Genomic DNA, 19928 nt, shown 5'->3' with positions numbered 1-19928 from the left:
CGGATGTCTTCACCCCGGCTCGCCGTTGTACTGGGTGAGCCCGGGGGTATCGGCGCGGAACTTTGCGCGTACTTGGCGCAAGATCCCGAACGCGCACGTCTCTGCACCATTTTCGGTAGCACCGAAGTCATTCAAGCCGCTGCCCGCGCCATTGGCGTCGCACTAGACATCGTCGAGGCGGATGCCGGCATCGAGCGCGCCGGTCAGTTGCGTGTCATTGATTTTCCTGTGGTGTCACAGCGCTTCGGCGTTGCCGATCCGCGCAATGCCGACGCCGTGATGGCCGCGCTGCATTCGGGCATCGACGGTTGCCTTGCAGGGGCATTCGATGGAATCGTCACCGGCCCCATCCAAAAATCGAGTCTGCACGCCGCAGGCTACAACTACACCGGTACCACGGAAGTGCTGGCCTCGCGATGCGACACCGACGTAGTGATGATGCTGGCGCGCGACGATCTGCGCGTCGCCCTCGTCACGACCCACCTGCCCTTGCGCAACGTGCCCGATGCCGTCACGCCGGCGCTGTTGGAACGCACCTTGCGCATCACCCATGCGGCGCTCGAAACACAGTTCGCACTCGCCGATCCGCAAATCGTCGTGCTCGGTTTGAATCCGCACGCGGGCGAGGACGGCGTCCTCGGCCATGAGGAGCACGAGGTCATTGCTCCGGTACTCGCGCTTCTGCGCGCGGAAGGCATGCGATTGGTTGGCCCGCTTCCGGCCGATACGGCATTTCTACCAAGCATTCGCGCGACGAGCGACGCAGTGGTCGCGATGTATCACGACCAGGGCTTACCGGTGCTGAAATCAGAAGGTTTGGATCGCGCCGTGAACATCACCTTGGGTCTGCCGTTTCCGCGCGTTGCCGTGGATCACGGCACCGCCCTGGACATTGCGGGCCAAGGTGTTGCGAGTCCGGACAGCTTTTTGCGCGCTATCGATGTCTGCGCGTCACTCGTACAACAACGGATCCCGACCGGATGAATTCCTCACCTGCCTTCCAGCCCGGCGCGAAAAAACATCTGGGCCAAAACTTTCTGCACGACGCCGCGGTGATCGACCGCATTGTGCATGCGATTGCGCCCAAGCCCGGCGATACGCTGGTCGAGATCGGTCCGGGCCAAGGTGCACTGACATTTCCGTTATTGCGCGCGCATGGCGCCTTGACCGCCATCGAATTCGACCGCGACATCATCGCACCGCTGTCCGCGCGGGCGGGCGAATACGGGCCACTGCGCTTGATAAATGCCAATGTGCTCGACGTCGATTTCACCGCTTTGGCGGCGGACGCCGGCGCTGAACGGATTCGCCTCGTCGGCAATCTGCCCTACAACCTGTCGTCGCCCATTCTTTTTCATGCCGTGGATCATCTTGCGGCGATTCAAGACATGCACTTCATGCTGCAGAAAGAAGTGGTCGAGCGCATGGCCGCCGAACCCGGCAGCAAAGTCTATGGTCGCTTAAGCGTGATGTTGCAGGCGGTCTGCAATGTGGTGCCGTTGTTTGTCGTGCCGCCTGGCGCGTTTCGTCCGGCGCCGAAAGTGGACTCGGCCATCGTCAGACTGGCCCCGCGTGATCCGTCGACGATCGGCATCGAGCACCCGAAAGTATTTTCCCAATTGGTGCGGGCAGCGTTCGGTCAACGACGCAAGACACTGCGCAACGCGCTGAACGGATTCGCCACTTCGGAGCAGATCGTGGCCGCGGCGCTGAAACCTGAAGTCCGCGCTGAACAGGTATCGGTGCCTGAATTCATCCATCTGGCCAATATCGTGGCCCGCGACGCCGATTGAGCATCTGATTCACAAAGGGTTGCCTAGAATGGGGCATGACCCAAGCAATTGATTATGCGTTTGACGTATCGGTGGCCACCGAATACTTGGATGAGGAATCCTCGGCGGCCGAGGCGCGTTTTGTCTTTGCGTACACGATCCGGATCGAGAATTCGGGCAGCGTGCCGGCGCGCCTCCTCAGGCGGCACTGGCGGATTACTGACGCCAACGGCGAAGTGGAGGAAGTGCACGGCGAAGGCGTGGTGGGCGAGACGCCCTGGCTGCGCCCGGGTGACGGCTTTGAGTATGTCTCAGGCGTGGTCTTGAACACGCACGTAGGCACGATGGAAGGCAGCTACGACTTGGTCGCCGACGACGGTACCGAGTTTGCCGCTACAATTCCACGGTTTACGCTGACAGTGCCGCGCACGCTGCACTGACCAAGGGAGTACCGACACATGGCCGTGTGGGCGATCGGCGACCTGCAAGGATGCTACGACACCACCCAACGATTGCTTGAACGCATCCGTTTCGATCCTGCGCGCGACCAACTCTGGTTTTGCGGCGATCTGGTCAATCGGGGCGGGCAATCGCTGGAAACTTTGCGTTTGGTGCACAGCTTGCGCAAGAACGCGAAGGTCGTGCTCGGCAATCATGATTTGTCGTTGATCGCCATCGGTGAACGTACCGTGGATGAAAAGCGCCGGGTCAATCCCGATCTGCAACGCGTGGTTTTTGCCGACGACGCCGACGAACTGCTGGCATGGCTGCGACAGCGCCCGTTGGCCCATTTCGACCACGAGCTCGGTTGGTTGATGGTGCATGCGGGCCTTGCGCCGAATTGGTCACTCGAAGATGCCTTGACCTATGCGCGTGAGGTCGAAGTCCGTTTGCGCGGCGGATCGTACCGGAAATTATTGCGTTCGATGTACGGCAACCGGCCGATGTTCAATGCGAAATTGCGTGGCTTCGATCGCTACCGCGCCATCATCAATGTCTTCACCCGGATGCGCTATTGCACGCCGCGCGGACGCATTGCGTTTGAAGAAAAAGGCGTGCCGGGCTCCCAGCCGATCGGCTTGTATCCGTGGTTTGCTGTACCGGGCCAGGCGGTGCGTGATGTACGCATCGTCTGCGGACATTGGAGCACGCTGGGGCTCTCGATCAGCGGCAATGTGCACGCGATCGATACCGGTGCCGTGTGGGGCGGGAAGCTCACCGCACTCCGCTTGGACGGCGATGCCTTTGAACTTCGACAAGTGCGCGGTCGGATGCTCGATCCGAGTCAGGCCGCGGAAATCGAAGAGTAGTCGGCGAATTCGAAATCAAAGGCGTGGCGCGCGTCGGCCAGATGCTGCGAGCGGCGATCAAGCTGCCAGTCCGCGGCATTGAACACCGGAAAAAACGCATCGGCGCCTTCGACGACGGTATCCACGTAGGTCATATGCAAGCGATCTGCGATTGGCAAGGTCAGCGCAAACACATCGCCACCGCCGATCACACAGAGCTCGGCATGCGCTTTCGCTAGTGCGAGCGCTTCGTCCAAGGAAGTGATCGCCTGCATGCCCTCGAAAGGAACCCGTCCGCTGCGTGTCAGCACCCAATTCGGTCGCCCGGGTAGCGCCCTGCCCAAACTCTCCGCCGTTTTGCGTCCCATGAGAATGGGTTTGCCCAAGGTGAGCGCTTTGAACCGCTTCAGATCGTCGGGCAGATGCCAAGGCAGGGTGTTGTCCTTGCCGATGGCAAGATGACGATCCACTGCGGCGATGAGACTGATCTGCGTCACACCGCCACCGGCGCTTTGATCGCGGGTTGCGGATCGTAACCGTCAATGCGGATGTCGTCGAACTTGAAATCGAACAGATCGCGAACCTCCGGATTGAGATGCAACACCGGCAACGGACCCGGGGTTCGTTGAAGTTGCACATCCGCTTGTTCGAAATGATTGCTGTACAAATGGGCATCGCCAAGGGTGTGCACGAAATCACCCACGCCGAGACCGGTGGCCTGCGCCAACATATGTGTCAGCAAGGCGTAGCTCGCGATGTTGAACGGAACGCCTAGGAAAATATCGGCGCTGCGTTGATAGAGCTGGCAGCTCAACTTCCCGTCGGCGACATAAAACTGAAACAGCGTGTGGCAGGGCATCAAGGCCATTTTGTCCAACTCGCCGACATTCCAAGCGCTGATGACCAAACGTCGCGAATCAGGGTTGCGTTTGATTTCTTCAACCAACCAAGCGATCTGATCGATCACGCGGCCGTCAGGTGCCGTCCAACTGCGCCATTGCTTGCCATAGACCGGACCCAGCTCACCGTCGGCATCTGCCCACTCATCCCAAATCGACACGCCGTTCTCTTTCAGATAGGCGATGTTGGTTTCGCCGCGCAAAAACCAGAGCAGCTCATGGATGATTGACCGCGTATGCAACTTTTTCGTCGTGCACAACGGGAAGCCTTCACTCAGATCAAAACGCATTTGATAGCCGAACACACTGCGTGTGCCGGTACCGGTGCGATCACCCTTCTCAGTGCCGTGGTCGCGTACATGACGCAACAGATCGAGATACTGCTTCATGCTGCGGAGTCCGGAAGGGCGCGATGCAAGGTGGGTGCGCGACGCGAATACAGGATCAATCCGAGGCCGCCCAGGATCAACGGGACACTCAAGACTTGGCCCATGGTGAGCCAGCCGAATGCGAGATAACCGTGGTCGCCGATTTGCGCGTCCGGCACGCGCACGAATTCGACCAAGAAGCGGAAAACGCCATACAAGGCCAGGAACACACCGGAAATGAAATATCTCGGACGCTCACGCTTGGACAAAAACCAAAGCACCAGGAACAACACCAAGCCTTCGAGGAAAGCTTGATACAACTGCGAAGGATGGCGTGCAAAGGCGTTCAATGCGCCGCTCGCCCACTGCTGCTTGAGCGCCACGGCGTCCATGTGTGCGTATTCGGGCGGCAGTGCGCCGGGAAAAATCACCCCATAGGCGGCATCGGTCGGTTTTCCCCAAAGCTCACCATTGATGAAATTGCCGATGCGCCCAAAACCGAGCCCGGGCGGCACCAAAGGCGCGATGAAATCCCCGACGTCGAAAAAGTGCAATTGGTGCTTGCGCGCCCAAATCCAGGTGGCGACCAACACGCCGGCGAGACCGCCATGGAAGCTCATACCGCCTTCCCACACGCGCAGAATCTGCAGCGGGTTGGCGATGTACGTTTGCAGATCGTAGAAGAGCACATAACCGATGCGCCCTCCCAGAATGACGCCGACCATGCCGTAGAACATCAGATCGCCGTAACCGACCTCATTGACGCCGGGCAAATAGCCTTTGCGGATGCGGTTGCGTCCCAACCACCAAGCCACAAAGAACGCCAACAAATACATGAGGCCATACCAGTGGACCTTGAGCGGACCGAGTGCGACGGCAATGGGATCCAACTGGTGCAAATAAGGCATGGGCTGAATGCTTTTCGAAGACAGCCCCTATTCTGCCAAACTTGGACTACCGCAGTATGCGTGGCGGATTCGGCAATTCGTCTTCGTCGACGTGTCCGGGAAGCTGCGGGAAGTGTTCGGCCACCAGATCACTGACCGCGCGGATACCACGCAGGACCGCCTCAAGCGGATCACCGGCCCGGAACTGCTCTTCCATCAGCTGACATACCCCGCGCCATTGCTCGGCACTGACCGATGCGTCAAAGCCGCGATCGGCGACGATCTCAATGCGGTGTTCGGCCAGTAGCAGATAGATCAAAACGCCGTTGTTCGCCGCCGTGTTCCAGACGTTGAGGTGGGCGAAGGCTGTCAGCGCCCGATCGCGCGCGCTGACGTTCCGCCACAAATCGCGAAGCGGGATATCACCTTCCACCGCGAAGACGATCTCGCCGCGGTGCTCGGATTCGCAGGACGCGATTTGCGCACCAATCTTTGCCAAAGCCTCGGCATTGAAGCTGCGCGCGGCCGGTGCGGCGCACAAATGGGTGAAGATACGGGCGATTTTCGACACTACCAGCTCCCCGAGGCGCCGCCGCCTCCGCTCATGCCGCCACCGCCGCTCCAGCCGCCTCCCCCGCCGCTGCTGCCGCCACCCCAACTGCCGCCTCCGCCGCCGAAACCACCCCCGCCCCAATCGCCACCGCCCCATCCACCGCGATTGGCAAAACGCGAGCCCGTCCCGGACACCAGGGCGATGAAGGCGCCGGCAATACCGCCGATGACGGCGGCAACCACCAAAGGCACGGAGACAAACGCCGCCAAGCCCGCCACCGCACCCACCGCCGGCACGCGGATGATTTTTGGCAACCAAGCGAGAAAGACGCGCGCAAAGAATGCGACGAAGACCGCCAGCATGATCGCGTTGAAGACTTCACCGCTACGATCGCGCGGCTGTTGAGAACGCGCCATGGGCGCCGGGAGGGCTTCACCATCGATGAGTTTGACGATAGCCGCCGTGGCGTCTTTCAGGCCGCCACCGAAGTCACCTTGGCGGAACTTAGGCACCATGTATTCTTGGATGATGCGCGCGCTGGTCGCGTCGGGAATCGCACCCTCGAGGCCATAGCCGACTTCGATGCGCATTTGCCGATCGTCTTTCGCCACCAGTACCAGCACGCCGTCGTTGACCTTTTCCCGTCCGACCCGCCATTGTTTGAAGGCGCGGTTGGCATAGCTGGAAATGTCTTCGGGCTGGACGGTCGGAATGATCAATATTTGCAGCTGGCTGCCTTTGCGCTGCTGCAAGTCCAAGGCTTGTTGCGCGAGCGCCGATGTATCTTCCGCCGACAAGGTGCCGGTGGTGTCAACGACCGGCGAATCCAACGGCGGCACCGCCGCCAAGTCCTGCGCCAGCCCCGAAAGACTGGCCAAGCCAAGGCAGAAAGCCAACCCCCAACGGCGAATACGCATCGTCAACACGTTTGACCGCGCACCCGGGCGCGCGTGCTCAGTTTGACGCCGGGGCGGGCTGCTGACCGCCGAAATCCACCGTCGGCGCATTTTGGATTTGCGCTTCGTTCTCGACCGTGAAATTCGCTTTCGGCTTGTAACCGAACATCATGGCGGTGAGATTGACCGGGAACTTGCGGATGTAGGTGTTGTAATCCTGCACGGTCTCTATGTAGTTCTTGCGTTCCACCGAGATGCGGTTTTCAGTCCCTTCCAACTGCGCCTGCAGTTGCAGGAAGTTTTGATCCGCCTTCAGTTGCGGATAGTTTTCCGACACCATCAACAGGCGTCCAATGGCGCTTTGCAACTGCACTTGGGCGTCTTGGAATTGCTTCACCGATGCCGGATCGTCGGCATTGACATTGATCGAACCGACTTTCGCACGAGCGGCGGTGACTTCGGTCAGGACGCGTTCTTCATGCGAGGCGTAGCCCTTCACGGTATTCACCAGATTCGGTACCAGATCGGCCCGCCGCTTGTATTGATTCAACACTTGCGACCAAGCGGCTTTTACGCCCTCGTCTTTTTGTTGAATGGTGTTATAGCCACAGCCCGACAGAAGCGAGGCGAGCAAAATGACGAGCAGAATGCGCAAAGACATGTCATGAATCCGAATTGAATCAATGGGACATCATCGAAAACGAAATGTAATGACAAGGTGAAGTGCGGCGATCGAGGTCACAAAAAGCGGGGGATCAAGATCATTCCCCACACTAGGAGTACGGCCATCATGCAGACGAACACGGCGGCCGAACCCATGTCTTTCGCACGCCCTGCCAGCTCGTGGAATTCGGGTCCGTAGCGTTCGATGACGGCTTCAACCGCCGAATTCATCAATTCCATCGCCATCACCGGGAGCAGGATGCCGCAGAGCAAAGCGCGCTCCACCGGCGAATGACCCAGCCATAGACCCAAGGGAAAGGCGAAGATAAAAAGCACAACTTCCAGACGGAAGGAGGATTCGTGCAGCCAAGCGGCTTTCAAACCTTTGATCGACCAAAGTGTCGCGAAATAGATGCCGCGTGGACCGCGCGGGAGGTGTCCGTGGGAGTCTGCCATATCTGCACGATTCTGCCATAGGCCACTATCGTGCGGATGACATGGGGATGTCGCTCAGGTGTCTTCCTGGCGACGCCTGAAATTGAGTGTCGCGACCGTTCCTTCCGACAACCGGCTTCTCAGCCGCAGCGTCCAACCAATGCGCTCGACCAGCCGTCTGACGACGTTCAATCCAAGACCTTTGGCGTTTTGGCGGGAGATGTCCTCGCGGAAGAACGGATCGAACACACGGGCAAGGGTATCCGCGCTCATGCCGATGCCGGTGTCGATGACGTCCAACGAGTTTTCGCGCAGTACCACAGTGATGCTGCCTTGCTCGGTAAAACTCAGCGCGTTTTCCAACAACTCGTTCAAGACGACCGCCAACATGCGCGGCGGGGCTTCGATTAGCGGGTTCGCGTGCGCATCGAGATGGATGTCGAGCGCCGGGTTGTCCGAATGCGATTGAATGCGTGCAATGGCCTCTTCCACTATCGGCAATGCATAAAACTCGTCCACTTCGATGTCGACATTGGGGTGGCGCGCCAGCACCAGCAATGACTCCACCAGGCCTTCGATTTCCTTGGTGACTTGATCGATTCGATTGAGCGCACGCGTGCCGCGCGGCGAAAGTCCTGTCTCCAGTGTCAGCATGTCGTGCGCCATGCGGACCACTGTCAGTGGTGTCCGCAGCTCATGGCTCGCATCGCGTGTAAAATTGCGCTCGCGCTCGACGAAGTTGTTCATCCGTCCCGCCATCTCGACGACCGCGGTACGCAATTGTTCCACTTCGCGGATTTTGCTGACACCGCGTCCTGCGTACTTCAGCTGTGCGACGTCGCCCCGTTCCGGATCCCAACTGTCGACTGCATGCGAAAACTCAGCAAGCGGCGTCATCAAGCGTCGCAATCGCCGGTTGGTAAAGGCGATCATGCTCCACACCGCGATAAGCGAGACCAAACCTGAGAGGAGCGTGATCCCGATGACGACGCGGTCGATCGTCGAGCGGGCAGTAACCACATAGATTTTGCCTTCCGCGCGGTCGCCCACGTAGACAACCTTGTCCGCTTCCAACCAGCCGGCGGTACTGAGCCGATGGAAGCCGTCGGACATCACGCGCAATTCGGCCGGCACCTGGTCCGGTTGCGCGCCGGCGGGGACGAAATAGGCCTCGTAATTCAAGGCTTTCGGGAGCGGCGCCTTCGGGTTCCGCTCGATCAATGCCCAGAGTTGGTTGACCTCGGTACGAATCCGGTCACGCAACAAGTATTCGCTGATGGCCTTGCTACCCAGAAAAGTACCGGCCACCAGCAACACCGCCACACCCAACGCTTGGAGGATGAAGTGGCGGCGAAGTTGATGCGACAACCTTTGCGGAGTTTTTGCCACGTCGGCACGTCAGCTCGGCGGCTGGTCGATATCCGCGACGCGATAGCCCGCACTTTGGACCGTATGAAGCAATTGCTTCTTGAACGGCTTGTCGATGATCTTCCGCAGGTTGTAAAGATGGCTGCGCAGGGTATCCGAATCCGGCAAGCTGTTGCCCCAGATTTCGCGCTCGATGTCGTGACGTCCGACCACGCGCGGCGACTCGCGCATCAAAATGGTGAGTAGCTTCAAGCCGATCGGCGACAGCAGCAATTCGGTGCCGCCGCGCGTGGCGCGCAGACTGCCCGGATCCAGAACAAGATCACCGACTTTCAACACTTCCGAACCCACTTGGCGACGTTCGCGACGGATCAAGACGCGCAAACGCGCCTCGAGTTCTTGAATCGCGAAGGGTTTGGTCAGGTAGTCATCGGCACCCGCGGAGAGACCGGTCAACTTCTCGTCCAAGGTGTCGCGCGCGGTCAACATGAGAATCGGGGTCGAACGGCGCGCCTCTTCACGCAACTTTTTACAGACTTCGATACCGTCCATTCGCGGCAACATCAGGTCGAGCACGATCACGTCATAGGTGTTTTCCGTGGCCAAGCGGTAGCCATCCAGACCGTCTTGGGCGTAATCCACTTCGAAGCCGCGGCTCTCGAGAAACTCACCGACCATTTCGGAAATGTTGCGATTGTCTTCGACTATGAGGACAAGTCCGCCCTCTTGTTGTGTTGTCGTCATTGCTTGCGCTCCCTTTCAGCTTTGTGAAAGATGCCGTTCTTCACGTCGAAATGGCGTGAAACGCAGCCGATATTTATGAATTTTTCAGCGTTAGAGCCGAGGCCTGCGCCCTTGTCTCGACCGACCCACGCGGAAACTCGACCCGCACCATAACTTGTCCTTGCACGTTCTGTGCCGACGCGAATCCCCCATGCGCACGGGCGAATTGGTCGACGATGTACAGCCCTAGACCGAGGCCTTGGGTGGCATGGAAACTGCCTTTGAAAGGCTCGAACAGGCGCGGCAGGAGATCTTCGGGAACCTGCCCGTCGTTTTGCACCTCGATGGACAAGGTGTCCCGCTCTGTGCCGTCCACACGTAAGTGAACGACTCCGCCGGTGGCGTTCTGCAATGCATTTCCAACCATGTTCGACAGGATCTGCTCGACGCGGTCGGCGTCGAAGACGCCGGTCAGATCTCCGGCAAAGGCGGTTTCCAGTTGCGCTTTGGGGTGGGTCTGAAGCAGTTCCGTCACTACACGATCGGCGGCGTCATGCAAATCCGCTTTGCGTTTTTCCAAGCGCAGTATCCCCGCGCGAATCCGGGTGAAATCGAGCAACTGTTGAATCATTCGCGCCATGCGATCGGCACTGTTTCCGATTCGATGCGCTAAGGTTTGCATATCCGCTGTGGTCGCACCGAGACCGAGCATTTGCGCATTGAGGCTGATCACTGTGAGCGGCGTACGCAGGTCATGAGTCATGACGGCAATCATGGTTTCATTGAGCTCGAGTGATTTTTTCAAGCGCTCGTTGTGCTCACGCAACATGGCACGTTGCTGATGGAGCTCGACGAAAACCCGGACCTTGCTCAAGATCACATGCGGCTCAATCGGTTTGTGCAAGAAGTCGACGGCACCCGACTCGTAACCCCGGAAGGCACGCCCCGGATCTTGCGGCGAGGCGGTCAGGAAAATGATCGGAACGTGGCTGGTTCTCGGAGAACCGCGGATGAGCTCCGCCAGATCGAAGCCGTTGATTTCCGGCATGTTGACGTCAAGCAAAGCCACAGCGACATCATTTTCGAGCAGAAGTTCAAGCGCTTCCGCACCTGACTGGGCAGTGAGCACTTGGACCTCCTCACCTTCCAGCAATGCCCGCATCGCCAACAAGTTCTGCGGCACATCATCCACGATCAGGATTTTCGCCGGCGCCAATTGCATTTCGAGGAGGCGACTGGCTTGCAAGGTCGGATTGGTCATGTATTCGTGTTCTCAAGGGCAAGGCATATTTGTTCCAAGGTCAGTACCGCGTCCGCTCCGGCGTGCGCGATGGCAGCGGCAGGCATTAATGGGGCAGTAGCGTCGGCAGGGTCTTGTATCCAAACGTTGCCGCCGACCGCACGAACTGCAGCAACACCTTCGGAACCGTCCGTACTGGCACCGGTCAGCAGGATGGCCAACAAGCGTGCGCCGAACACGCATGCGGCCGATTCAAACAACACGTCTATTGCAGGACGTGAAAAGAGTACCGGCGCGTCCACCGACAAGGCGACGCTCTCGCGCGTCTCGATCAGCAAATGATAGTCGGGCGGTGCGATGACGACATTGCCGCCCGTCACTGTTTGCTTGTCTTCCGCTTCCGACACGGGCAAAGCACAGCGCGCGCCCAGCAATTCCGACAGGCCATTCGGCCGGTCACGCGGCACGTGCAACACAATGAACACGGGAATGCCGAAATCTGCCGGCAAACGCGACGTCAAAGTCTGTAACGCGCTGACACCGCCGGCGGAGGCGCCGACCACGACCGCGTCAAAATCGGTTCGCGCGCACAACAGGGTGTTCATGCAACTTTCCGGAATACTTTCTGTTCTTTGACAAACGGCTCGAAATCGTTTTGATGGGCGCCGAACTGCAGTGCCTCCTTACTTCCCAAACCGAGAAACCCCAGAGGCACCAGACTTTCATGAAACAGGCCGACGGCGCGATCTTGCAGTTGCTTGTTGAAATAGATCAACACGTTGCGGCACGAGACGAAATGCACTTCGGAAAACACCGCGTCTGTGGCAAGGCTGTGATCCGCGAACACGATCTGGCGTTTCAGCGCGCGATCGAACACCGCGCCCTGGTAGGCGCTGGTGTAATAGTCGGACAACGAGTGCCGACCACCAGCCGCCAAATAATTTCGACTGAATTGGGAAATCCGATCAACGTCGAAGGTGCCGCTCTCTGCCTTGCGCAATGCCTCGGCGTTGATGTCCGTCGCATAAATGATGGTGCGCTCGAGCAGACCGGCTTCCTTCAACAAAATCGCCAATGACCAGACTTCCTCGCCGGAGCTGCAGCCGGCCACCCAGATTTTGAGGGAGGGATAGGTCGCGAGCACAGGGAAGACCTGGGTGTTGATCGCCTTGAAGTAGCTTGGGTCGCGAAACATTTCAGAGACTTGCACCGTGAGGTATTGCAACATCTCCGAAAACAGAACCGGATCGCGAAGCAGGTCGTGCTGGAAATCACTGATCTTGTCGACCTTGAAACGCACCATCGCTTGAGCTACGCGACGCCGTATCGACGACATCGCGTAGCTGCGAAAGTCATAGTGGTAGCGCAGGTAAATCGCTTCCAGCAAAACTCTCAGTTCTATGTCTAGCAGTCTTTCGTCTTCCATTATCTTCCTGCACACCACACTCGGCACAGAGAAACCAACTTATCTACATCAATCGGTTTGGCGATGTAATCGTTCGCCCCGGCTTCCAGACAACGGGTGCGATCGTCCTGCATCGCTTTTGCCGTCAGCGCGATGATCGGCAAATCCTTCCACTTCGGTTGACGACGGATATGCTGCATCGCTTCGATGCCATCCATTTCCGGCATCATGATGTCCATCAAGACCAGATCGACATTCAAGGTCGCAAGACGATCCAAGGCTTCGCGACCGTTTCTCGCCAGTTCCAGCTTGACGCCCAACGGCTCCAACACGCTGGAAAGCGCGAAGATATTGCGCACATCGTCTTCCGCCAAAAGAATCGTGCGCCCGTCCAGAATGGCATCGCGACGCCGCGCCTCTTGCAGCAGACGCTGCTGGTTCGACGGCAACGACGCTTCCACGCTGTGCAGGAACAAGGTGACCTCGTCGAGCAAGCGCTCCGGTGAACGCGCGCCTTTCAAGATGATGCTCTTGGAATAGCGGCGCAGCTTTTGTTCGTCGTCTTTGCTCAACGCGCGCCCGGTGTACACAATCACCGGCGGGTAGGCCCGGTCGTCGTCGGTTGCCATTTGCTCCAGCAAGTCATAGCCACTGCCATCGGACAACACCAGGTCGGTGACCACGCAATCGAAGCTGGTTTCCGACAAGGCGGCAGTCGCATCGGCTACCGAACCCACCGCCACGATGTCGAGGTTTTCCCGTGCCAACAGCAGTTGCAGATTGCCTCGCAGACCATCGTCGTCTTCGACGATCAGCAGCTTGCGCATCGCCTGTTGGCTACGTTGTTCGAGATGACGCATGGCATCGAGCAATGATTCGCGCGTTGCCGGCTTCATCAGGTAACCGACCGCACCGAGCTCCATCGCCCGTTGGTCACGCTCGAGCGACGACACCACGTGTACCGGAATGTGCCGCGTCGCAGGATCGCGCTTGAGACGCTCCAGCACCGTCAAGCCCGAACCGTCCGGAAGATTCAAGTCCAACAGGATGCCACTGGGCTCGTGCTCGGCGATGAGTGCCATTGCCTCATCTGTATTCGGTGCGACGATGCAATCAAACGACATTTCATGCGCCAGACCGACCAGCGCCTCCGCGAATCGGGCGTCGTCTTCGACCGCCAAAATAAGGCGTCGACCCTGGGCACGGCGATGGCGATCGTCTTCCACCAAAGCCGGTGCGGGACTCTCGGTCGGCGCTGCCGCGGTTGCCGCCTTTGCCACCGGCGGCGGCGCAACGGGCGAATCAACGGCGGCTTGTTCTGTGAAAGCCGTGCCGTCCACAGGAATGCGCAACAGGAATTCGCTGCCGCGGCCGAGTTCACTGGTGGCCGTCAGCGTTCCGCCCATTCGTCGTGCCAGGTCGCGCGAAATGGAAAGTCCAAGACCGGTGCCACCGAAGCGACGGCTGGTACTGCCATCCGCCTGCCTGAAGGCTTCGAAAACATTGTCGATATGTTCTTGTGCAATGCCGATGCCGGTATCCCGCACGCTGAAACAGAGCTCGTCGTTGCCGCAGGCATCGATGGTCAGATCCACCCTTCCGACTTCCGTGAATTTGATCGCGTTGGCCAGCAAGTTCTTCAAGATTTGTTGAAGTCTTTGGCTGTCCCCGATCAAATTCGCGGGCACTGATTTCACATGGAAATCGATCGCAATGTTCTTCTGCTGTGCCAGCGGCTCAAACGTTTCTTTCAAGCGGGTGACGAGCGCATTCGTATCGATCCGGTCCGCCACCAACTCCACGTGTCCCGCCTCGATGCGCGACAGATCCAGAATGTCGTTGATGAGGTTCAACAGATCGGTATTCGAGTCGTGAATCGCCTTGGCGTACTTGAGCTGCTCTTCGTTCAGATTGCCCGGCTTGTTGTCGGTCAACAGCTTGGCCAAAATCAACGAACTGTTGAGTGGTGTGCGCAGCTCGTGTGACATGTTGGCCAGGAACTCGGTTTTGTAGCGGCTGGCGCTGGCCAATTCACTCGCACTTTTCGCCAAGGCATTACGCGATTTGACCAACGCTTCCTTCTCGACTTCCAGTTCATGCGTCCGTTCTTCCAACTGCACATTGGACTGTTCAAGTTCGGCCTGTTGATTTTCCAGAGAGACTTGCGCCTGTTGCAGCCCGCGGCTTTGCTCTTCGAGCTCCTCGTTGGCGACCCGAAGTTCTTCCTGTTGCGCCTGCAATTCTTCGCTTTGCCGCTGCGTTTCTTCCAACAGGTCGACCAACTGTTGGCGGACGAACGTCGCACGCACAGCCATGCCGAGCACTTCGGAGATGTTGGCCAGCAAGGTTTCCGACGTCGCGTCGTCGGTTGGCGATTGCAAGCGTCCCAACTCGATCACGCCAACGACCTTGCCTTCCGCCGTCAGTGGCGCGGCCAGAATTTCCGCCGGCCGGCTTTCACCCAAGGCGGTCTCCACGGAAAGGTGGGCGTTGTCGAGGCCACTCACGCGCATGACCGAATTGGACTGGATGACGGCACCCAGCACGCCCTCGCCGGCGGGCAGGGTGTGGCGCACATGCCCCGGGACCGCGTGGCCGCCCACCAAATGCAGTTCATTGGCTTCCAGCCGATACAGTACGCCGACCGGCGCCGTCAATCGTTCGCAGAGCGCAGCCATGGCACTGTCCGCCAGCGCACCCGGCCCTTTATCGCCGCGTATCGAGTCGGCCAGCGCGTTCTGCGCTTGCTGAAGCCAAAGCATGGCATTTACACGGGCGCGCGTACTGACCGCATGTGCCACCACCCAAGCCATGGCCCAATAGGAAATCACGCCGATGGTCCGGTTCACATAGGCGTATTTGACATCCAAACCCTTCGGGGAAATGATCGAACCGATGACCACCAGAATCGTGGAAAACAGCGCCGTCAAATACGGCGCGGACTTCTTCGACTGAAACAAGGTCATCCCGACCGCGATGAAGTAAAAACACCACACCGCGTAACCGAGTGCAGTCACCCAATCGGCAAAGAAGGTGGCAAGACAAATGGCAGTGACCGTCACCCAGAGCAAACGGTCGTTTTTTTCAGTCGGCTTCATGCCGTTTCCGTCGGGTTAAAACGCCATCTTACCGAGTTGGCTGTTGATGGCCTTTGACGGTTTGCCACAGCGTTTCTTGCTCTTCCAAGGTCAGCGCCGGAAATGACTTGCCTTGTTCGGCGGCCAGCGCCTCCATGGCGCGGAAACGCCGTTCGAATTTGCTATTGGCAGAGCGCAAGGCACGGCCGGTATCCACCTTTGCGTGACGCGCCAGATTGGCGATCACGAAAAGGACATCGCCAAGCTCTTCCTGCAGGCGCGCCCGGATGTCGGCATTGTCGGGGTCTTGCGCGCAGGCATCGAACTCGACCTGCAGCTCTGCGATTTCCTCGTGCAACTTTGCAAATACCGGCGCGGGATCTGGCCAATCAAATCCGGTGCGCGCGGCGCGCGACAGCAGCTTGTCGGCCCGGATCCATTCCGGCAATCCCGCCGATATGCCGGCCAATGCGGAAGCATCGGTATCACCGCGGGCTTTACGTTCTTGGGCTTTCGTCGCGTTCCAATAGGCGAGCACCGCATCCGCATCCTCGGCACTTGCATCGCCGAACACATGGGGATGACGACGCAGCATTTTTTCATTGATGCCCCGCACAACGTCTTCGAATGCAAACGCACCCGCTTCCCGCGCGAGCTGCGAATGGAAGGCGACTTGAAACAACAAATCCCCCAATTCGTCTTTGAGATCGGACAGATCCCCGCGTTCGATCGCATCCGCGACTTCGTATGCCTCTTCGATCGTATAGGGCGCGATACTGGCGAAATCCTGTTCGAGATCCCACGGACAGCCGGTGTCGGGATCGCGCAGTCGCGCCATGATCTCGATGAGTTCGTTGATTACAGCCATGTCTGCCACGGCAAGGCAGGGTCGCCAATGGCGAAAAAAGCGTCGTTGAGCAGCGTGTCGCGTTGGTTGTAAGCCATCGGTGCACCGTCCGCGCCCATCACCCGCCCGCCAGCGGCTTCGAGAATCACTTGTCCTGCCGCCGTATCCCATTCGCTGGTCGGGCCGAATCGTGGATACACATCCATCCGACCTTCCGCGATCATGCAGAACTTCAAGGACGAACCGCAGCTCAGCGCCGTGGACGGCGGCATGCGATCGATGAAGGCTTGTGTGGCCGCATCGATGTGCGAGCGACTGGCCGCCACACGTAAAGGTGACGGTGCGGGTGCCTCGACGCGAATGCGCGACTCCACGCCGCCAACGCGCTTGTACGCGCCCTCGCCCAATGCGCCCCACCACAGATCTGCCGTGGCAGGTTGTTGGATGACGCCGAACACCGGACGTCCGTGGCGAACCAGTGCGATGTTGACGGTGAATTCGCCATTGCGCTTGACGAATTCCCGGGTGCCGTCCAGTGGATCCACCACCCAAAGCTCGGGCCAGCGGCGGCGCAACACGGCGTCGTGGCTTCCCGCCTGCTCTTCTGATAAGACCGGCATGTCCGGCGACAAGCGCGCAAGTGCTTCGACAATCAACGCGTTCGACGCGGTGTCAGCCAGGGTCAAAGGAGACGCGTCTGCCTTGTGCTCGACATCAAAGGCGGTGCCGTATACGGCCATGATGGCATCGCCGGCGCGACGTGCGACATCGATGACCTGCTCGCGAAGCTCAGGCGTCAAAGCTACCGCCTCCCGCCAGCCAAGCGCGCACGATGAACAGCGCCGCCAAGCTCCGGCCATCGGAGAAGTCTTCGCTCAACATATGACTTTCGAGTTCGGACCAACGCATGGGCACACATTCCAGCGGCTCAGGCTCGTCACCGGGCAAGGTCGCCTCGTACAGATCGGCGGCCACGACCACCTGGATTTCGTGTTGCATGAAACGGGGCGACAAACTCAATGCGCGAAGCACCTTCAGCTTGCGTGCGCCGAATCCGATCTCTTCCATCATTTCGCGGTTGGCCGCGTCCACGGCGGACTCACCGGGATTGGCGAGCCCAGCCACCAAACCCAATTCATAGCGGTGTACGCCGGCGGCATATTCGCGAACGAGCATGACCGTGTCGTCGTCAATCAACGGCACCACACACACCGCTTGCGCGCCGCGCGCCAAGACACGATGGAAAACGCGACGTTCACCGTTGCTGAATTCGAGATCCATTTCCTCAATGACGCGACCGCGACCTTCGTCACGTTCGCGGATTCCATGGATCAATGGCAAAGGGCGTTTCAAGGACATGGCAACTTTGGGCGATAATGACCAAATGGCACAACAGGCACTCGATTGATGATAGCCGAGCAAGGTGACTGGGTGGCGCGTGATCTCGCGCACGTATGGCATCCCTGCACGCAAATGCGCGAGCACCCCGATACCTTGCCGTTGATTCCCATCGCACGCGGCGAAGGCGCTTGGCTGGTCGGCACCGATGGCCGCCGCTATTTGGATGCCGTCTCCAGTTGGTGGACAAACATCCACGGCCACGCGCATCCTCACATCGCTGCGGCGATCGGCAAACAAGCGGCGCAACTCGAACACGTGATGCTGGCGGGTTTTACGCATGCGCCCGCCATCGAACTGGCTGAGCGTTTGGTGGCCATCGCGCCAAAAATGGCCGATCGCGCCCCGCTCAATCGGGTCTTCTATGCCGACAACGGCTCGTCGGCGGTGGAAGTCGCTTTGAAGCTGGCTTATCACTGGTTCGTCAACCGCGGGGCACCGGAACGGAATGTGTTTGTCGCGCTCGAGAACGGCTATCACGGTGAAACCCTGGGCGCGCTTGCGGTTGGCGATATTCCGCTCTATCGCAAGACCTACGCACCCTTGCTGGCCAAGGCCCATTTCACACCAGTGCCGGCGCGAACGCCCTTTGCGACGACCGATGAACAACTCACTGCGGCCGACGCGGCGGCGGACGCGCTGGACGACTATCTCGCGCAGCACGGTTCAGAGGTTTGCGCCGTGATCGTAGAGCCGCTCTTGCAATGCGCCGGCGGCATGCACACCTACCATCCGCGTTGGCTGCAACGTGCGCGCGCCGCCTGCGACCGCCACGGCGTGTTTTTGATCCTCGACGAGATAGCCACGGGATTCGGTCGCACCGGCACGTTGTTTGCCGCCGAACAGGCAGGCATACAACCCGATTTGATGTGCGTTTCCAAAGGATTGACGGGCGGATCGCTGCCGCTCGCCGCCGTATTGGCAACGGACGCCATTTTTGAAGCCTTCCTCGACGACAGTCGTGAGCGCGCATTTCTGCATTCGCACAGTTACACCGGCAATCCCGTGGTCTGTGCAGCCGCGCTGGCCTCGCTCGAATTGTTTGAACGCGACGAGGTGATCCATCGCAACTTGCAGCGCGCGGTCTCAATGCGGGAGCGCGCCGCCTCGCTGCGCGAACTGCCGCATGTGGCGGATATCCGTCAGTGCGGCATGGTGGTCGCGTTCGATTTGCGACCCGATGGCGATTGGCAAAGCAGTTTTGCCGCAGACCGGCGCGTGGGTTTGCGTGCGTATCGCAGTGCGCTTGCGCAAGGCGTGGTCTTGCGGCCATTGGGCGATGTCCTGTACTGGATGCCACCCTACTGCGTAGATGATGACGCGTTGGATTTGTTGACCGACGTTACAGCGAGAGCGATTCGTGAGGCCACCGCATGAGATTGAATCGCGCCTACATCGACCAAGCGCTCGTTCCCGGCAAGCCATTCGATCTTCCCGAGGCAGTCGCTGCCCATTGGCTGCGTGTGTTGCGGATGCGCGTTGGCGACAGCGCGATTGTCTTTAATGGCTCGGGCATCGAAGCCGATGTGGTGTTGCGTTCCTTGGACAAACGCCATGCGACCGTGGAAGTGGTAGCCATTCGGGATGGCATCGCCGAATCGCCGTTCCGGATCACATTGTTGCAAGGGGTTGCGCGTGGCGAAAAGATGGACATGATTTTGCAAAAGGCCACGGAACTCGGGGTCCACGCATTCGTGCCCGTTTTCAGCGACCGAAGTGAAGTCAAATTGGACGGTGAGCGCGCGGCAAAACGATTGCAACACTGGCGCGGTGTCGTCGTTGCCGCCTGCGAGCAAAGTTGGCGATCCTATCTGCCTGCGGTGAGCTCACCGGTTTCTTTGCGCGCGGCATGCGCTGCGCTTGACAGCCGTCAACGGCTGATTCTGGATCCGGAGGCGAACGACGCCACGCGCAATGCGTTGCCTGCCGACGCGACGGACTGCGTGATTGCCGTGGGTCCGGAAGGCGGTTGGTCGGCCCTGGATCTCGGGGTACTTCAGGCCGCTGACTTCAAAGGCGTTCGGCTCGGACCGCGCATTCTGCGCACCGAAACCGCCGGTATCGCCGCGATTGCCGCTTTGCAATCGCATTACGGCGATTTGGTCTAG

General features: G+C 59.3%; 21 protein-coding genes and 1 pseudogene. 6 read left to right on the top strand and 16 right to left on the bottom strand.

Translation table 11 applies throughout. The annotated features are described in order from the left end of the window. Positions 1 to 3: 3 nt before the first annotated feature. The 4 genes and pseudogenes from pdxA to H8L67_RS03030 form a co-directional block, all read left to right on the top strand. The gene (pdxA, locus tag H8L67_RS03045) at positions 4 to 984 is read left to right on the top strand and encodes a 4-hydroxythreonine-4-phosphate dehydrogenase PdxA (RefSeq protein ID WP_220380312.1); all 981 of its coding nucleotides are present in this window, start codon (positions 4 to 6) and stop codon (positions 982 to 984) included. Further along, positions 981 to 1793, top strand: coding sequence for a 16S rRNA (adenine(1518)-N(6)/adenine(1519)-N(6))-dimethyltransferase RsmA (gene rsmA, locus H8L67_RS03040; RefSeq protein ID WP_220380311.1), 813 nt, complete (start codon positions 981 to 983; stop codon positions 1791 to 1793). The genes pdxA and rsmA overlap by 4 nt, the downstream gene beginning before the upstream one ends. 35 nt (positions 1794 to 1828) lie before the next feature. After that, positions 1829 to 2212, top strand: a complete 384-nt coding sequence (gene apaG / locus H8L67_RS03035) for a Co2+/Mg2+ efflux protein ApaG (protein ID WP_220380310.1) — start codon at positions 1829 to 1831, stop codon at positions 2210 to 2212. A gap of 18 nt (positions 2213 to 2230) precedes the next feature. After that, positions 2231 to 3052, top strand: a pseudogene (locus tag H8L67_RS03030) (symmetrical bis(5'-nucleosyl)-tetraphosphatase); the annotation flags it as partial. 5 nt (positions 3053 to 3057) lie between these two features. Here H8L67_RS03030 and H8L67_RS03025 read toward each other — a convergent pair. From H8L67_RS03025 to nudE, 16 genes are all read right to left on the bottom strand, one after another. Beyond that, complete coding sequence (locus H8L67_RS03025; protein WP_220380714.1) at positions 3058 to 3549, bottom strand: dihydrofolate reductase; 492 nt, start codon at positions 3547 to 3549, stop codon at positions 3058 to 3060. 5 nt (positions 3550 to 3554) lie between these two features. Then, positions 3555 to 4349: a thymidylate synthase gene (locus H8L67_RS03020; protein WP_220380308.1), complete on the bottom strand. Its 795-nt coding sequence runs from the start codon at positions 4347 to 4349 to the stop codon at positions 3555 to 3557. After that, on the bottom strand, positions 4346 to 5236 hold the full coding sequence (gene lgt, locus H8L67_RS03015) for a prolipoprotein diacylglyceryl transferase (RefSeq protein ID WP_220380307.1): 891 nt from the start codon (positions 5234 to 5236) through the stop codon (positions 4346 to 4348). The genes H8L67_RS03020 and lgt overlap by 4 nt, the downstream gene beginning before the upstream one ends. A gap of 46 nt (positions 5237 to 5282) precedes the next feature. Beyond that, the gene (locus tag H8L67_RS03010) at positions 5283 to 5786 is read right to left on the bottom strand and encodes a TPM domain-containing protein (RefSeq protein WP_434063414.1); all 504 of its coding nucleotides are present in this window, start codon (positions 5784 to 5786) and stop codon (positions 5283 to 5285) included. Beyond that, on the bottom strand, positions 5786 to 6685 hold the full coding sequence (locus H8L67_RS03005) for a TPM domain-containing protein (protein ID WP_220380306.1): 900 nt from the start codon (positions 6683 to 6685) through the stop codon (positions 5786 to 5788). Before H8L67_RS03005 ends, H8L67_RS03010 begins: the two co-directional genes overlap by 1 nt. Positions 6686 to 6722: 37 nt before the next feature. Beyond that, positions 6723 to 7325, bottom strand: coding sequence for a LemA family protein (locus H8L67_RS03000; protein ID WP_220380305.1), 603 nt, complete (start codon positions 7323 to 7325; stop codon positions 6723 to 6725). Positions 7326 to 7402: 77 nt separating this feature from the next. After that, positions 7403 to 7783, bottom strand: a complete 381-nt coding sequence (locus tag H8L67_RS02995; protein WP_220380304.1) for a diacylglycerol kinase — start codon at positions 7781 to 7783, stop codon at positions 7403 to 7405. A gap of 54 nt (positions 7784 to 7837) precedes the next feature. Then, positions 7838 to 9130, bottom strand: coding sequence for a sensor histidine kinase (locus tag H8L67_RS02990; protein ID WP_220380303.1), 1293 nt, complete (start codon positions 9128 to 9130; stop codon positions 7838 to 7840). Positions 9131 to 9160: 30 nt separating this feature from the next. Then, positions 9161 to 9874, bottom strand: a complete 714-nt coding sequence (locus tag H8L67_RS02985) for a response regulator transcription factor (RefSeq protein ID WP_220380302.1) — start codon at positions 9872 to 9874, stop codon at positions 9161 to 9163. A gap of 73 nt (positions 9875 to 9947) precedes the next feature. Continuing rightward, positions 9948 to 11114 (bottom strand): hybrid sensor histidine kinase/response regulator, encoded by a 1167-nt coding sequence (locus H8L67_RS02980; protein ID WP_255556021.1) that lies wholly within the window; start codon positions 11112 to 11114, stop codon positions 9948 to 9950. Further along, on the bottom strand, positions 11111 to 11698 hold the full coding sequence (locus tag H8L67_RS02975) for a chemotaxis protein CheB (protein ID WP_220380301.1): 588 nt from the start codon (positions 11696 to 11698) through the stop codon (positions 11111 to 11113). Before H8L67_RS02975 ends, H8L67_RS02980 begins: the two co-directional genes overlap by 4 nt. Continuing rightward, a complete protein-coding gene (locus tag H8L67_RS02970) occupies positions 11695 to 12546 on the bottom strand; it encodes a CheR family methyltransferase (protein ID WP_434063413.1) in 852 nt (283 codons plus the stop codon). Before H8L67_RS02970 ends, H8L67_RS02975 begins: the two co-directional genes overlap by 4 nt. Next, a complete protein-coding gene (locus tag H8L67_RS02965) occupies positions 12519 to 15596 on the bottom strand; it encodes a response regulator (protein ID WP_220380299.1) in 3078 nt (1025 codons plus the stop codon). Before H8L67_RS02965 ends, H8L67_RS02970 begins: the two co-directional genes overlap by 28 nt. A gap of 28 nt (positions 15597 to 15624) precedes the next feature. Further along, positions 15625 to 16443, bottom strand: a complete 819-nt coding sequence (gene mazG / locus H8L67_RS02960) for a nucleoside triphosphate pyrophosphohydrolase (RefSeq protein ID WP_220380298.1) — start codon at positions 16441 to 16443, stop codon at positions 15625 to 15627. Then, positions 16434 to 17282: a 3'(2'),5'-bisphosphate nucleotidase CysQ gene (gene cysQ / locus H8L67_RS02955; protein ID WP_220380297.1), complete on the bottom strand. Its 849-nt coding sequence runs from the start codon at positions 17280 to 17282 to the stop codon at positions 16434 to 16436. The genes mazG and cysQ overlap by 10 nt, the downstream gene beginning before the upstream one ends. After that, positions 17212 to 17781, bottom strand: a complete 570-nt coding sequence (gene nudE / locus H8L67_RS02950) for an ADP compounds hydrolase NudE (protein WP_220380296.1) — start codon at positions 17779 to 17781, stop codon at positions 17212 to 17214. Before nudE ends, cysQ begins: the two co-directional genes overlap by 71 nt. A gap of 48 nt (positions 17782 to 17829) precedes the next feature. Here nudE and H8L67_RS02945 point away from each other — a divergent pair, with 48 nt between their 5' ends. Together H8L67_RS02945 and H8L67_RS02940 are read left to right on the top strand one after the other, a co-directional pair. Beyond that, a complete protein-coding gene (locus H8L67_RS02945; protein WP_220380295.1) occupies positions 17830 to 19197 on the top strand; it encodes an adenosylmethionine--8-amino-7-oxononanoate transaminase in 1368 nt (455 codons plus the stop codon). Then, on the top strand, positions 19194 to 19928 hold the full coding sequence (locus H8L67_RS02940; protein ID WP_220380294.1) for a 16S rRNA (uracil(1498)-N(3))-methyltransferase: 735 nt from the start codon (positions 19194 to 19196) through the stop codon (positions 19926 to 19928). Before H8L67_RS02945 ends, H8L67_RS02940 begins: the two co-directional genes overlap by 4 nt.

This window comes from Lysobacter soyae, assembly GCF_019551435.1.
GTDB lineage: Bacteria > Pseudomonadota > Gammaproteobacteria > Xanthomonadales > Xanthomonadaceae > Solilutibacter > Solilutibacter soyae.
This window is presented reverse-complemented; position numbering and strand designations above follow the sequence as displayed.